At 45.0% G+C, this 15,412-nt stretch carries 11 protein-coding genes and 1 other RNA gene; 11 read left to right on the top strand and 1 reads right to left on the bottom strand.

The window, feature by feature from the left end; all coding sequences use genetic code 11:
• The first annotated feature begins 161 nt into the window (after positions 1–161).
• The gene (locus L0G63_RS11325; protein ID WP_301450749.1) at positions 162–860 is read left to right on the top strand and encodes a DUF4124 domain-containing protein; all 699 of its coding nucleotides are present in this window, start codon (positions 162–164) and stop codon (positions 858–860) included.
• A 130-nt stretch (positions 861–990) separates the two neighbouring features.
• On the opposite strand, the gene L0G63_RS11320 is transcribed toward L0G63_RS11325, so the two are convergent.
• Positions 991–1,707 carry an SIMPL domain-containing protein gene (locus tag L0G63_RS11320; RefSeq protein ID WP_301450748.1) on the bottom strand — a complete coding sequence of 239 codons (717 nt, stop codon included), beginning with the start codon at positions 1,705–1,707 and terminating at the stop codon, positions 991–993.
• Between the two features lie 252 nt (positions 1,708–1,959).
• Between L0G63_RS11320 and ffs the strand changes: the two genes are divergently transcribed.
• The 10 genes from ffs (at position 1,960) to L0G63_RS11270 (ending at position 15,139) form a co-directional block, all read left to right on the top strand.
• An RNA gene (ffs, locus tag L0G63_RS11315) (signal recognition particle sRNA small type) lies at positions 1,960–2,056 on the top strand.
• Positions 2,057–2,266: 210 nt separating this feature from the next.
• A complete protein-coding gene (locus L0G63_RS11310) occupies positions 2,267–2,863 on the top strand; it encodes a LemA family protein (RefSeq protein ID WP_301450747.1) in 597 nt (198 codons plus the stop codon).
• 13 nt (positions 2,864–2,876) lie between these two features.
• Entirely contained in the window at positions 2,877–5,804 is a 2,928-nt protein-coding gene (locus L0G63_RS11305) for a M48 family metalloprotease (RefSeq protein ID WP_301450746.1), read from the top strand.
• A 131-nt stretch (positions 5,805–5,935) separates the two neighbouring features.
• Complete coding sequence (locus L0G63_RS11300; protein ID WP_301450745.1) at positions 5,936–6,871, top strand: hypothetical protein; 936 nt, start codon at positions 5,936–5,938, stop codon at positions 6,869–6,871.
• A 92-nt stretch (positions 6,872–6,963) separates the two neighbouring features.
• Positions 6,964–8,106: a 3-phosphoserine/phosphohydroxythreonine transaminase gene (gene serC, locus L0G63_RS11295; protein WP_301450744.1), complete on the top strand. Its 1,143-nt coding sequence runs from the start codon at positions 6,964–6,966 to the stop codon at positions 8,104–8,106.
• Positions 8,107–8,415: 309 nt separating this feature from the next.
• Complete coding sequence (locus L0G63_RS11290; protein WP_301450743.1) at positions 8,416–10,248, top strand: extracellular solute-binding protein; 1,833 nt, start codon at positions 8,416–8,418, stop codon at positions 10,246–10,248.
• Positions 10,249–10,386: 138 nt separating this feature from the next.
• Positions 10,387–11,166: a hydroxyacylglutathione hydrolase gene (gloB, locus tag L0G63_RS11285; RefSeq protein WP_301450742.1), complete on the top strand. Its 780-nt coding sequence runs from the start codon at positions 10,387–10,389 to the stop codon at positions 11,164–11,166.
• A 97-nt stretch (positions 11,167–11,263) separates the two neighbouring features.
• Positions 11,264–12,334 carry a microcin C ABC transporter permease YejB gene (gene yejB / locus L0G63_RS11280; RefSeq protein ID WP_301450741.1) on the top strand — a complete coding sequence of 357 codons (1,071 nt, stop codon included), beginning with the start codon at positions 11,264–11,266 and terminating at the stop codon, positions 12,332–12,334.
• A complete protein-coding gene (locus L0G63_RS11275; RefSeq protein ID WP_301450740.1) occupies positions 12,334–13,455 on the top strand; it encodes an ABC transporter permease in 1,122 nt (373 codons plus the stop codon). The genes yejB and L0G63_RS11275 overlap by 1 nt, the downstream gene beginning before the upstream one ends.
• A gap of 79 nt (positions 13,456–13,534) precedes the next feature.
• On the top strand, positions 13,535–15,139 hold the full coding sequence (locus L0G63_RS11270) for an ABC transporter ATP-binding protein (RefSeq protein WP_301450750.1): 1,605 nt from the start codon (positions 13,535–13,537) through the stop codon (positions 15,137–15,139).
• Positions 15,140–15,412 lie beyond the last annotated feature (273 nt).

The raw sequence follows: 15,412 nt of genomic DNA, 5'->3' as shown, positions 1-15,412 counted from the left end.
TTGCCCCATACTGCGTTACAAATCTCGCTAAGGCATCTGCATTATCGTCGCTTTGCGTCTTGTCTGGAACAATTTTAGCAATCAGCAGTGCCTATTTGCAAATGTTCAACACGCCCTAATATAAGTATATTGATCATAGAAACTAATTGGGTTGACCGACTATGAGTATATTATCAAAGCAAATCCTCTTCACGCATAATAAGCAGATAAGGCTGTTGGCAGCTTTGGTTGTCGCAGGTCTTTGTGCGCCGCTGACCAATGCAGCGCCTATTTATAAAGTGGTGGATGAAAACACGGGGCAAATCACCTTTACCGATCGTCCGCAATCCTATGAGCAGCAGGCTGATAAACAAGTCAGTCAAACCAATATCAGCACAGGGGCAAGTAGTGCGTCCAGATCGATGCCAAGTGAGGCCAGAGGCAATACCGATTTGCCGGCTGTTGCTACCACCACGCCTACGGTCAATGTGAACTATCAGTTAAGTATGATTGAACCGAGTGCCGAGCGTGCTTATCAGCGCCCTGCGCAGAATATTGTCATCGCGCTTGACGTAAAGCCTGCATTACAAAATGGTGATCAAGTGAGCATTTATTTTGATGATGAAGAAATTGCTCAAGGTCTGAGTGCCTCTGTTGCGACAGTTGATGTTCAGCCAGGCCCGCATAGTATCCGCGCTTTCGTAAAAACAGTATCAGGACAAACCCGTCAGCAAGTCAATCGTACCGTGCATGTCATTCAAAACACCTTGATTCTACAAAAGAAAAAGAAGCTTGCCGAGCAGCTGCTTGCTTACGAGCGCTTGCCATGGCATCAGAAGGTACTGTTAAGAATGCGCGGTAATGATACTGTCACTCAATGATAAAGTTATGAGTCAGGTATCACAGGTATAAATAATAAGGGCAGACATGATAATCACGTCTGCCTTTATTATTTATTGCTTCTACTGAGCTTTAAATAAGCCTGTTGTCATTTACTTATTTGGTACTTACTTATTTGGTTAGCTCAATGGTTCCATTAGCAGTGACTGAGATAGTGCTGTTACCAGACTCAAAGCTTTGGCTTGGTACCGACTCGTCTGCCATGCCTGATTTCATGCTCATAGCGCTATACATAGGACGTGGGTAGTTGCTACCTGTATTTAAATTGACATTGACGACGCGATAGTCACGTGCATCCCAAGCACGGGTCAGGCTCTTCGCTTGCTGCTGAAAAGCGCGAGATGCTTCGGTCATCAGTTTTTGCTCTAATGCATCTTTTTTGGTGTCTGAGACGCCAAAGTTAAGATTATCCATGACTAAGGTTTCTTGTAAATCCGCAATCAGCTGACTGGTTGCTGCAAAGTCTGTACTCTTCAAATCTATGTTTGCTTGACCTGTCCAGCCAATGATTTTGTCGTTTTTATCATAGCGTGGGTAGGTACGCTGCTGCCCAGTGCTCACAGTCACGCTTGGATAGCGCTTGGCAATTTTCATGGCATTATTGATTGATGTATTAAGCATCGTGGCTAAAGTTTTGGCATCCGTTGCCTGAGCCTTTTTATATAAGCTGGCGCGTACTTCATCGTTTTGGATTTCTTCTTTTACTTCTGTCTGAAACGTCAGTTGGTCATAGCCTGTTGGCTCTGCATGGGCGCTACCCATCATGGCTGTCATTAAACAAGCAGTACCAGAAGCGATGGCCAGTTTATTCAATAGAGTATTTTTCATGGTTATCTCCTAAATCAATGTTAAGGGTATTCATATGAATACTTTCAAAAGGTATTTACAAAGGAAGTCGTACCTCTTATTTTTAAGTGTTGACATGTGTGCAACTTCATTCACTAAAATAGCAAAATCTGTATAAGTTGCTGTGAGAATTTTGTGAGCTAGGTTACAGACTTATTTTTCGGTTAAAACAAACAGTTTCGAGATAGGGGTTGTAAAATTAAAAAATCCTTGTATAATCTCATCCGGTGGCTCCATTGGTAGCCTCGCAACATTGTTCTATGAATCCCGCCAGGACCGGAAGGTAGCAACGGTAATAGATTTGATGTGTGCCGAGGATGTGCTGGTGGAGTCGCTTTTTTTTGCCTAAAATTTGACCTTTATATCTGATCTTCTACTAAAGATACGTCCATGACGTGATAAGCCCTTCATTGCAAAGGGCTTTTTTTTGTCTCGAATTTCATTTGATTTCTTATTTAAATTAAAAGCGTCATTGATTCATATGAGTTAAAATACAATGTATTAAGTTTTAATAACATTCTAGACACTTTGGGGCTTTACGATGAAGATGTTGGTTTGGTTGTTCATTGCAGTGGTAGTACTAGTTGTTGTGTTTGGGGTCTCTGTATTCAATAAATTGGTGCGGGCACGCAACCAAGCAAAGAACGGCTTTGCGCAGATAGATGTACAGCTCAAACGCCGCCATGATTTGATTCCAAATTTAGTCGAAACAGCCAAGCGTTACCTAACCCATGAGGAGGAGACGCTAACACGGGTGATGAGTGCGCGCAATCGTGCTCAAGATCTACAAGACTCTAATAAACATCAGCCAGAATCAAAAGAGCACATGGCGTTATTTGCCAAGGCGGAAGGCATATTATCCAAAGCGTTGGGTCAGTTTTCAGCAGTGGTAGAAGCCTATCCTGAACTCAAAGCGGACAGTATGATCAAAGAGTTGATGGATGAGCTGACCAATACCGAAAACAGAATCGGTTTTGCTCGTCAGCACTATAACGATAGTGTGATGTTTTATAATAATGATCGCGAAGTGTTTCCCAATAATATTGTCAGTACAACCTTTGGTTTTCGCCCACTTAGCCCTCTGGTATTCGCAGACAGAGATGTCATTGCTCAAGCACCTCAAATCAATTTGAGTTAATGTTTGGATAAATTTGTCTCACGCTAGATGGATCACGCTGATGGACTTTTTTGGTGAACAGCGAATACGTACACGCCGCAGTCTATTACTGTATGGGCTGTTTTTCCTTATTGTGCTCGCCCATATCGTGGTGGCGCTTGCTATCATGGGTTTGCTGTTAACGGTGTTCACAGGCGGTGTGTATCACTGGGTATTGATACTGGTTGGTCTCTTAACATTGGGGAGTTTCATTGGCGGTAGCTTTGTTGAGTATCGGCGTTTGCGAGAGGGGGGACGCGCCATTGCCCAGCGAGTAGGGGCGGTCAGATTATTTATTGATAACAGTCAGGAACCATGGGAGCACAGCCATGGGGTCGCGCATCAACATGAAACCAAAGAAAAAGTTCACTATTGCTCACATCATATAGCAGTACGAAGCGAGCGTGATTTCCCACCAGTCTATCGTCGTTATTATGAGATTGCCCATCAGTTAGCGATTGCATCAGGTTTGTCTGCGCCTCTCTTATACGTACTACCCAATGAGCAAGGAATCAATGGCTTTGTCGCTGGTCGCCATCGTCAAGATATGGTGCTTATCGTGACCCAAGGTGCGCTGGATAAATTGTCTGATGAAGCACTATATGGGCTGATTGGTCATGAGTATGGTCATATCTTGCATGGGGATGCGACTTTTAATCTGCAGCTGATGGTGGTACTGGCTGGCCTACAGATTCTATATGATTGGAGCGATCCCATTCCTAATACTCGCTATGCTGATAATCACAATGTATCGCATAAGCTACTATCACAGAGACACGTTGATGGACGCGCGCGCAATACCGAAGCTCAGACTACTCACTTTACGACCCACAGCGAGTGGGTGGAGTATTGGCAGACACAATCACAGCAGCAGTCATTAGCCAAGCATCAGTCTAGATGGGTACAAAATAAACCAGCGATGCCTCACAGAGCGCCACGTAGTGTCTGGACATTATTGCTCCACGGTTTGAGCTTCTCAAGTATGGCCAGTGCCCAGCTAATCAAACACAGCTTCAATCGTGAGCGCGAGTTGCTCGCTGATGCTACTAGTGTACAGTTGACACGCTCGCCTGCGATTATAGAAACCTTAAAAGCCATTCATCAGGACCCGATTGGGTCACGCCTCTCTGGTATTGCCGATGTCAATGGACTCAGTCATTTTTTCTTTGCCAGTAGTGGTACGGATCTGGGGGATGTGTCGTGGTTTGCCACTCATCCAAGCTTGACAGAGCGTATGGGTGCCATTAATGCCGATGTCTATCATGATTTTGCTGTACAAGTGGCCAAAGAGAAGCGCCTCAATCAGCAAGAAATTAAAGAGATATATCGACAGCGCTGCCTAGGAGGTTGGGAGACGATAACTGCAAATAGCCTAAGCGATTTGTCAGATAAAAAAACTCAAAAAAAGCATTTACCATCAAATACTAAAACAAAAGACAACAGAGATACTTTTAATTCAAAATCTAATGAAAATAATGGTCAGCATGACACAGACGAAGGAGTAGCATTCACTACAGAGATAGATCTCATTGTCGATGGGCGCTTGCAGATAAAGCAAACACCAATAGATAACGAGATATTATTAAAGCCATGGCAAGCAAAATCTGATAGTGATTTATCCGCGAACGCATTAATTGACATTAGCGACATGCAAAGGGTATCGCTACCCCAATATCTACTTGATCACAGTCATCACCCACTTGGTGCACAAGCATTGATTGAAGCGGTGATGCTGTGTCATCAAGGACGACCCATATCAGTAGATACTAGGTATGGATTGGCGAATGTTTGGGGTAAGTGTGCTGCTGTCGGTAGTGAGCTGGCTAGCCATGAGCTCATATTACCGCACAACATTGACGCTAAGCTACTGAGGACAGTGGCCAATGTGGATAGGCGGTTAGATAGTGCTGTGATTGTGTTTGCCTTACAGCAATTGCGTCGATATGACTTATCTCAAGCAAATATCGAAAAATTAAGGCTAAAAAGCGACCGCGAGCATAGTCATGAGAGCGATCAGTACTATAAAAAACAGGCAAAGTGCCGTACGATGTTGCTGCGTTATCAGCAAGGTCTGCTTGAGCTTTTCAAGCAGCAAATAGATTTTGACTTAGCCCAATGTGTTGCTCATGATATATCGGATGAGAATATATCTGGTGATAACTCTCACGTGCTGCCAGATTGCTCCGACCGCTCATCTGCTGCGCAGCAAAAATCGCCAATACCGCCTATATTGTCACTATGGCAAGCGGTACAGTTACAACAAGTATTGCCAGTATTGTCTGATGTTTTAGATAGCCATCATACAACCATTCAGGCTTTATCATCACAGAGGCTAAAAGCTGGTATGGAGCATATCAGCGCACAGCTTGATCCCTCAGGGCAGGTGTTTGGGGCCTTGAATCCTGCTCAGGTCTCGATAGTGGTATTGCTGGCCTATCGGCTATCAAGAGATGCAAAAGGCCAGATGATCTCGCTGCACAGACGCTCATTGATAAATGAAAGCAATGAGGGTGTGGCGCATTATATTGTTGATTTGAGGCGGCATGCGCGTCTGATTGATATCGATTTGATGACAATGAGTGATCATAATCTGCACTGGTTGTTACTGACTGCATATCATCTAAATAGTGTACAGTTATTGGTTGTCATATCGGCAGCGCCTACTGTAGCGAGATCTCATATCGCGTCTCAATTAGACACTTTAGGTGGTGGTCATTGGCCAGACAGGCAACAGAATGGTCATCAAATAGATTATAATGACTATAATGACAGCAAGAGAATAAAACCTGCGTACAATGAGTATCGGAAATGGCTAAGCACGTTGCATACTGTGATGTTACACGATACGATAATCAGCCAAAATGAGTATGATTGCCTGCTCGCCATGTCAGAGCGCTGGCTAGGGGTTCGACAGCTTTTTTGACAGCGGCTTGAGCGGCTTGCCTGCCATGAAATAGAGAGTACGCTGGTCACTTAATAACAACCAACAATATCATCTATCAGTATCCATCAATAATATAAATATAGACCAAATAATTAGGATAGTAGAGCCATATGAGTGTGACTCAAGACCCGCTTAGTGCATTACAGCGCCGCAGTCAGCAACGCCAAATCTTAGCGATGATGGGTATCAATCAATGGGTACGGCCTGCATCAGGTACTATCAATATAGCAGATATTGCGTCAGCCTCCATCAGTCAAGTGAGTACGGCGAAGGGTAGCCATGACCTGTCGAATGCTGAAAGGCAACATGTGCCACGAGGCGATAGCGAGTCTATTTATCCTGAGTCTACAAGTCAAGAATCGACCAACCATAAATCGACAGGCACGATAGAGCAGCCGACCAGCGATTCTTACACCAGTGGTTTTGATCGTATGGGTCATGAGGTGGCTACGCTAGATATGCATGAGCAGGACGCTCATGAGCAAAGTCCAGTCACGTACAGTTTTGATAGTGTGGCTGTGGACCAAACTGCTGAACCACATAGAGCGGATTATCCAGCCAACTCAGACCCTGCTGCATCACCGTATATAGAGGATATGGTACGCTCAACCACCGTAGCTGACGCGTATCATCAACCTTCTAAAAATAATAATAGTCATGATAGTATCAATAATGATAGCCTAAAAAAGGTCGTACCATTTGACTTGCAAGGTGGTCGCTACGGTGACTGGGTGATATTGGTTGATATTCAAGCACTCAGTAGTGATGGTCAAAAACTGTGGAATAATATTACTCAAGCGCTTTCAATGACTTGTGAGACAACGTCATTCCCAATCTGTGAAGGAATGGATACCGCCGAGCTTGCCAATGCTAGCCTAGCTGGATATGTCTTTCGAATCGGCTTGCGCGAAGAGATAAAAGTTGCGGCACTGACAGCGTTACCTGAAGGTCTTTATCATCCAAATCTTGAGACTGTACCCACATTAGAGGAGATGCTGGCAGATGGTGATGCTAAGCGTCAAATGTGGGAGCAAATATCTCAGTGAGCCGTACCAAATCCAATACTGACACAACTTCTTTTATCAACAAACTGAGATAAAGGTCGCTTCTTTATTTCATCATACCTAGGACTGTGATTATGTCTACAACCCCAACGTCTAGCACCAACACCAATAATGATACAACGCATCGCCTGCCAAATTTTTGTGCTGGGCCTGCCACCATGCCAACTGCTGTGCTAGAACGTGCACAGAGCGAGTTGCTAGATTGGCAAGGTCGTGGTCTATCGGTTATGGAAGTCAGTCATCGTAGCAAAGAGTACATGGCGATCACTGATAAAGCAGAAGCCAAACTGCGTGCGCTCATGGAGATACCAGATAACTATAAAGTACTGTTTTTGCAAGGCGGCGCCAGCTTACAGTTTTCTGCTATCCCATTGAACCTGTTGAATGGTGGACGTGGTGATTATTTGACGACAGGTGCATGGTCAGGTAAAGCGATCAAGGAAGCGCAGCGTTATGAAGCGCTTGGTCTTGGTGAGATTAACTTGGTTGCAACTGGCAAAGAGGGTAACTTTACGACTGTACCTGCCCAAAGCGATTGGAGTGTGAGTGACGATGCCGCGTATTTTCACTACTGTGCCAACGAGACCATTCATGGGTTGCAAATATTTGAGCCGCCACAAGTAGACGCGCCAATCATTGCCGATATGTCATCTTGTATCTTGTCACAGCCGATAGACGTGTCTAAATTTGGTATGATCTATGCAGGTGCCCAAAAGAACATCGGTCCTGCAGGATTGGTCATTGCAATCATCCGTGATGATCTGTTGGGGCAGGCAAGTGAGTGGTGTCCTATGCTACTGAACTATGAGCACCAAGCAGATAAAGAATCTATGTCTAACACACCAGCGACGTACTCTTGGTATTTAGCAGGACTGGTATTTGATTGGTTAGAAGCGCAGGGCGGTGTGGCGGCTATCGGCAAAATCAATCAACAAAAAGCAGATCTGCTCTACAAAACAATTGATGACAGCAGTTTTTATAACAACCCAGTCGATCCTCAGTATCGCTCTATCATGAACGTACCCTTTACCTTAGCAGATAGTAGCCTTGATAAAGTGTTCTTAGAAGAGTCAGAAAAAGCAGGTCTACTCAACCTAAAAGGCCATCGCGATGTGGGCGGGATGCGAGCCAGTATCTACAATGCCGTGCCGCTTGAGTGGGTGCAGCAGCTGGTTGACTTTATGATTGCGTTTGAAAAAAAGCACGCCAATCAATAATTGATACAAAGTCTCATAACTGAAAGACTCATAACTAAAAGTCTCATAACTGGTTAAGCACATAAAAAAAGGCGCAACTGATGATGGTTGCGCTTTTTTATGTATACGCGTCTATAATGCTTGCCCAAACTGTCTTGTATCCATCGATTTTGTTGACTGGTGCTACTGTACCGATGCGATGCAACACGGCAAACCATTAGGTTAAAAAAGCTAAGTTTGTTATGATAAAATTTTGCCATGGCGCGATTTTGCCGTCAGCCCTTATTATTCATCCCTGAATTGGTTAGCATGGAGATTACTCATAATATTATGATAAAAAATACTCTGCTCAAAGCTGCTTTGCTAACCATAACCGTCAGCTGGATACCTAGTGGTATCGCCGCGCCAATCACAACGACTGCGCTTGGATATAACAGTCCTACGAAATACATTAACGCGCCTTACATGCCCTATGCCAATCCAGAAGCGCCGTCAGGCGGTACGCTGTCGCTAGATGCGCGCGGTACCTTTAACAGTGCCAATAAATGGATGACCACGGGCGTGCCAATGATTGGCACCGACTATCTGTATGATACCTTGATGACAGGTTCGTTAAATGAAGCGTTTACCATGTATCCGCAGCTGGCAAGCAAGGTGACCTATGATCCAGACGATACCAGCTGGATTGTCTACCGTATCAATCCTGCGGCCCGTTTTTGGGATGGGACGCCTGTGACCAGTCGTGATGTCAAAGCGACCTTTGAGGCAATTTTAAACAAAGGCCCCATGTCTATTCGTAGCTATCTGGCTGATATCAAAGCCGTTCAGATCCTTGATGAGCAACGAGTCAAGTTTGTGTTTGCCTCTGCTGATAACAAAGAGATTTTATTAACCGTTGGGCAGTTTCCTGTCTTTGCCAAATCCTCAATCGATACAAATTTTGAAAAAATCAGTCTGACGCCACTGATGGGTAGTGGGCCCTATAAATTGGGGCGCGCTGATGCAGGTCGTTCAGTAAGCTACATACGCGATCCCAACTATTGGGGCCGTGATTTGATGGTCAATCGTGGTCGATATAATTTTGACATAATTAAGTTTGTCTATTATCAAAGTGATGAGATTGCTTTTGAAGGGTTTAAGTCTGGTCAGTACCGCTTTCGTCCCGAAAATAGAGCGTCCAATTGGGTTACGGGTTATAACTTCCCTGCGGTTAAAGCAGGACTGATCAAAAAAGAGACGATCGCCAGTCAAAACCCTGTCCCGATGCAGGCTTTGGTCATGAATATGCGTCGTCCCCTCTTTCAAGACATTCGAGTTCGCCAAGCACTGAGCGCCGCTTACGATTTTGAATGGATGAATAAGACCTTGTTTCATGGACAGTACGAGCGTCTACAAAGCTTTTTTCATGGCTCAGAGCTTGCGGCAACAGGCACACCCTCTGATGCAGAGATGCAAGTGTTAACGCCATTGTTATCAGAGCTTGAACCCATTCAACGACAAGAAGTTTTAACAGAGTGGCAGCTGCCTACCAGCGACGGTAACGGTTTTAATCGACAAGGATTACTAAAAGCTCGCAAGTTGTTGTTAGAAGCTGGTTTTTATTATGACAATATGATGCTCTATCAGCCTAATGGCAAGCCCGCTCAGATTGAGATTTTGATGGCAGGTGATACCATGGGCCGTGTTTTGCTGCCTTATATCCGCAATCTAATACGCTTGGGGTTTGATGCAACCTTGCGCCAAGTGGACGGACCCCAATATTATGAGCGTATGCGCAGTTTTGATTATGATATGGTGGTAGATGTATTTGCCCAAAGCCTATCGCCTGGTGCCGAGCAATCAGCATACTGGGGTAGCGCCGCGGCTGATGAGCCAGGCAATCATAATAGCGCCGGTATCAAAAATGCTGCTATCGATGAGATCGTTGCTGCGATTAGCAACGCCTCAAGTCGCGATGAGATTGTGCTCTATACGCAGGTGCTTGATCGGTTGCTGCGAGCGGGTCACTATGTCGTCCCACTATATGGCAAGTCTGGCACCAATGTCGCTTACTGGGATCAATATCGCCATACAGAAAAACTCCCAACCAATGCCGTTGGTATCGACTATTGGTGGGTGGATAAAGAGGCAGAACAGCGCGTTAATAAGTATTTGAAGCAGTGAGTAGGCTGTCTCAGTAAATCGATAAGGAAGCACTGCTAAACACATAAACGATCGTTTTTAGACAAGAGCCACATAAAAGCGATACCAAATAATTCTAAAATAATGAGCCAAAAAAATAACTACTAGTAAGGATTTGCCATGAGTATTCGTATTCACCCGATCAAAGCATTTAATGATAATTATATCTGGACCTTAATTAATGAAAATAATAAGCAGGCCATTGTTATTGATCCAGGTCAAGCCGAGCCAGTTATTGATTATCTAGACAAGCACGAGCTAGAGCTTACCTCGATTTGGACCACGCATCATCATCATGATCATATTGGCGGCGTTGCAGGACTACAAGAGTCGTATCCCATGACCCATCTGGTGGCGCATAGTGAGCATGGGGTTGATGAAGATCAAACCATAAAGGATGGCAGCACAGTCAGTGCATGGGGCTGCTCAGCACAAGTTTGGGATGTCTCAGGACATACCGCCAGCCATATGGCGTATATCTTAGATATTGAAGGTCAAAAGCATTGTTTCTGTGGGGATACGTTGTTTAGTGCTGGCTGTGGACGTGTCTTTACGGGTACGATTGAGCAATTGCATGATAGTTTTAAGCGTCTAAATGAATTGTCTGATGAGACACTGCTATATCCTGCGCACGAATATACAGCGAGCAATCTACGGTTTGGGCTGTCTATTGAACCTGACAATGAAGCCATGCAACAAGCACTGGCACAAGCGGAAGCAGAAACGGCACAAGGTATGCCAACATTGCCCGTCACTCTAGAGCATGAGCGCGCTATCAATGTGTTTTTACGCACACAAAAACCAAGCGTGATTGCAGGGGTCAAATCGAAAGTAGCACTCGAGGATGATAGCTCTTTGGCAGTATTTGCAGCGTTACGTGAGCTTAAAAATAACTTTTAACATGAATTAAGGCAAACATTGCTTTCGTGCCTATCATGAATATCAAAGAATCACTGCTGTCATCACCGCCATCTCTCTTTATTTAGGAAGTCGCCATATGGGTCGTTATATCGTAAAAAGACTACTACTGATATTGCCGACACTATTTTTGATATTGCTTGCCAACTTTGTGATCGTGCAAGCTGCGCCTGGCGGACCTGTTGAGCAGCAGTTGGCGCTGATCGAGCAGGGCGCAAAAGACAACGCGCTTGGTGCTAATATTGGTGCGGGCAGTGCAGGTGGCAATGACAGCACTTATCAAGGTACGCGCGGTCTCTCTGAGGAAATGGTCGCTGCTATTAATGCTCAATATGGTTTTGATAAATCTGCGCCCGAGCGATTTTGGCTTATGTTAAAGAACTACGCTCAGTTAGATTTTGGTGAGTCGTTTTTTAAAGGACAGTCGGTGACCGATCTCATTATAGAGAAGCTACCAGTCTCGATATCGCTTGGTCTTTGGAGTACGCTGCTTATTTATATAATTGCCATTCCACTGGGCGTGTATAAAGCGATGCATCATGGCTCAGGGGTTGATAAAGCCACTGCCATGCTGCTGGCTATCGGACATGCCATACCTGTGTTTGTCTTTGCGGTGATTTTACTGGTGTTTTTTGCAGGCGGTAGTTACTGGAATATTTTTCCACTACAGGGTCTTACGTCTGAGAATTTTGACCAACTCAGCGCGCTTGGCAAAGTGAAAGATTACTTTTGGCATTTGGCACTACCGCTGCTGGCGAGTACCGTAGGGGGTTTTGCGGGCTTGACGTATCTGACCAAATTTAGCTTTTTAGAAGAGCTGAGTAAGCAGTATGTATTGACCGCTCGCGCAAAGGGACTGGGTGAGCGTCAGGTGTTGTATGGTCATGTATTTCGCAATGCAATGTTAATTATCATCGCAGGTATCCCAGCCGCTATCGTTGGTATCTTCTTTGCCGGTAACTTTTTGATTGAGATTATCTTTAAACTAGATGGGTTGGGGTTGTTAGGTTTTGAGGCCATTCAACAACGCGACTATCCTGTGATATTTGGCACGCTATTTATCTTCACCTTGGTAGGGCTGCTACTGCAATTAATCAGCGACTTAAGCTATCACTTAATTGATCCCCGTATTGATTTTGAGGGCCGCTAATGTCAAATAATCAATCTTCATCAAAGACTAATAATTTTAATAGTGAATCAGATAATGTACCAACACCTGAGCACAGTCCTCAGGTAGCGCTACCGAAAAAGCAGCGCTTAAACCCCATTTGGCAAGCGCGTTTAAATCGCTTTCGCCAAAATCGTCTTGGGGTGATATCACTGTTTGTTTTTGCAGTGATATTTGTCATCTGTATGGCGGCCAATGTCATTGCCAACGACAAACCCTTATTAGTGCAATATCAAGGCGATTATTATTTTCCGGTATTAAAGGCCTATCCTGAAACGACATTTGGCGGTGTATTTGAGACCGAAACCAATTATAAAGATCCTGCAGTGCAGTCGCTGATTGATGAGCAAGGGTTTTATATAATGCCGCCTATTCCGTTTGCTGATCAGACACCCAATGTCGAGCTTGGTCTGCCTTATCCAGCGGCTCCAAACGCTCAGAACTGGCTTGGCACTGATGATATGGGGCGCGATGTGCTGACACGGATACTTTATGGTATGCGAGTATCACTTTTGTTTGGTCTGGCATTGACACTCGCTGGTGCTCTGATTGGGATTATCGTTGGTGCAATACAGGGCTACTATGGCGGCTGGGTAGATCTGGCAGGGCAGCGATTCATGGAAGTGTGGGGCGGTATGCCTCAGCTATTTATGATTATTATCTTAGTCAGTTTATTTAGTCCCAGTATTATCATGCTATTCGCCATGATGCTGTTATTTGGCTGGATGGGGTTGGTTGGTTTGGTACGAGCAGAGTTTTTGCGTGCTCGTAATTTTGATTATGTGCGCGCTGCGCGCAATCTTGGTGTCTCTGATAGCCAAATCATGCTCAGACATATTCTGCCCAATGCGCTTGCTTCAAGTTTATCTCAGCTCCCTTTCATGTTAACGGCTAATATCATTGCGTTGACTGCGCTGGATTTTTTGGGTTATGGGTTGCCGCCTGGCTCACCGTCTTTAGGTGAGCTGATGGTACAAGGGAAAAACAACCTTGATGCCCCTTGGCTCGCCTTGTCAGGATTTTTTAGTCTGACTTTTATTTTGTCATTGCTCATCTTCGTTGGCGAAGCACTGCGTGATGCGTTTGACCCGAGGCGCTCTTGATATGACCGATAATATTGTGTCTACCGAGCAACATAACGCTTCACACGCACCTGATATTAAGCGCGCGCAAAATAAGCTCATGCTGACGGTAGATAGCCTTAGTATCACAACCGCTACTGGTGTCCAGCTGGTTAATGCGCTGTCATATGAGTTAAGACAAGGGCAGACCCTAGCTATCGTTGGTGAGTCAGGATCTGGCAAATCGATTGCCAGTCTTGCACTACTGGGTCTGCTACCAGAGAGTTTGACGATTAGGGGTAAAGTGCAACTGGCAAGTGCCGCAGGCATGTCGCAATTACCAATAGCGAATGATAAATCGCGTAATGCCGCACTACGTCCTATTCGTGGTCAGCGTATCGGTATGGTATTTCAAGAGCCGATGACAGCGCTAAATCCACTGCATACCGTTGCCAAACAAATTGCTGAGTCGCTGCGTTTAAGTGGTATACCCAAAAAGGAGTGGCGAGACACCAGCATTGACTTGCTAAATGATGTCAATATCACCGATCCTGCTGACAAGTTGAGTCGCTATCCACATGAGTTATCAGGCGGTCAGCGTCAGCGAGTAATGATTGCGATGGCTTTAGCTCAGCAGCCTGATATCTTGATCGCTGATGAGCCAACCACTGCGCTTGATGTGACATTACAGCATGAGATTTTGGCCCTACTAGATGATCTTAAACGCAAGCACAGTATGGCGATGATATTAATCAGCCATGATCTCAATCTAGTCAGGCGTTATAGCGACGAGGTTATCGTGATGCGCCAAGGTCAAACGATTGAGCAGGGTCAAACGTCGGCGGTCTTTAATCAACCTAAAGCAGATTATACTTGCACGCTCATTCAGCAAGACTTCGGTCAAGCGCTACAGCCAGTAGCAGATCATGTAGATGGACCATCAACTGTATTAAAAGTGAGCAATCTCAACGTACAATTCCCAATCGAAAAAAGTCTATTTGGGAGTACAAAACGCTGGTTCGATGCGGTCAAAGCTGTCGATATGACCTTGCAAAAAGGGCAGGCATTGGGCATCGTCGGTGAGTCTGGATCTGGCAAAACCACCATTGCACTGGCGCTGAGTCAGCTGCTTGGCAATCAAGCACGAGTGCATGGACAGATAGTGGTGAATGGGCAAGATATCTCAGCACTGTCCAAAAAAGCGCTGCGTAGTTTTCGCTCGCAGATTCAGATGGTGTTTCAAGATCCCTTTGCCAGTATCAACCCGCGCATGACGGTCATGCAAATTGTGGAAGAGGGACTGCTGGTACAAGGCGTCGATAAGGTGGCTCGTCAGCAGGCGGTGATGGAGAGTTTGGCTACCGTCCATTTGCCCTCGGTATTTGCGCAGCGTTATCCGCATGAGCTGTCAGGTGGGCAGCGTCAACGGGTGGCACTGGCGCGCGCACTCATCATGAAACCAAGTCTACTCATATTGGACGAGCCTACCTCTGCGCTTGACAGTACCACGCAGGTAACAGTGGTCAGTTTATTGCGTGAAATTCAACAAAAGCAGCAAGTCAGCTATGTCTTTATCAGTCATGATCTCAAAGTAGTCCGCGCACTATGTCAGCATATTATGGTACTCAAACAAGGCGTATGCGTAGAGTCTGGATGCACCGAAGATATCTTTAATCGTCCCCAGCATCCCTATGCTCAGCAATTGCTAAAAGCGAGTACCGTTTAGGCTAAGATAGCGATGCTCAGTTATCTGATCTAGATAACCTAAACCACACATCATACCCATTTGAGTGCCCTCGGAATTCGCTATAATAATCCTATATTGCCTTATAGATAGGTATAAATTAATAGAACACAGCCGTGCATAATAATAGCAATATACAAAAAGCGCAGTGATAGCATCATTTTAGGCAGTAGTCAGGTTTATAAAAACATCCTTATTTTATATACCCCACTCTCAACTTGAAATAAGCAAATCAAACTGAAGAGGCGGGTTACC

Origin of the sequence: Psychrobacter sp., from assembly GCF_030454045.1 — a bacterium.
Taxonomy (GTDB): Bacteria; Pseudomonadota; Gammaproteobacteria; order Pseudomonadales; family Moraxellaceae; genus Psychrobacter.
The sequence above is the reverse complement of the archived record's forward strand: the minus strand, read 5'-3'. Positions and strand labels throughout refer to the sequence as shown.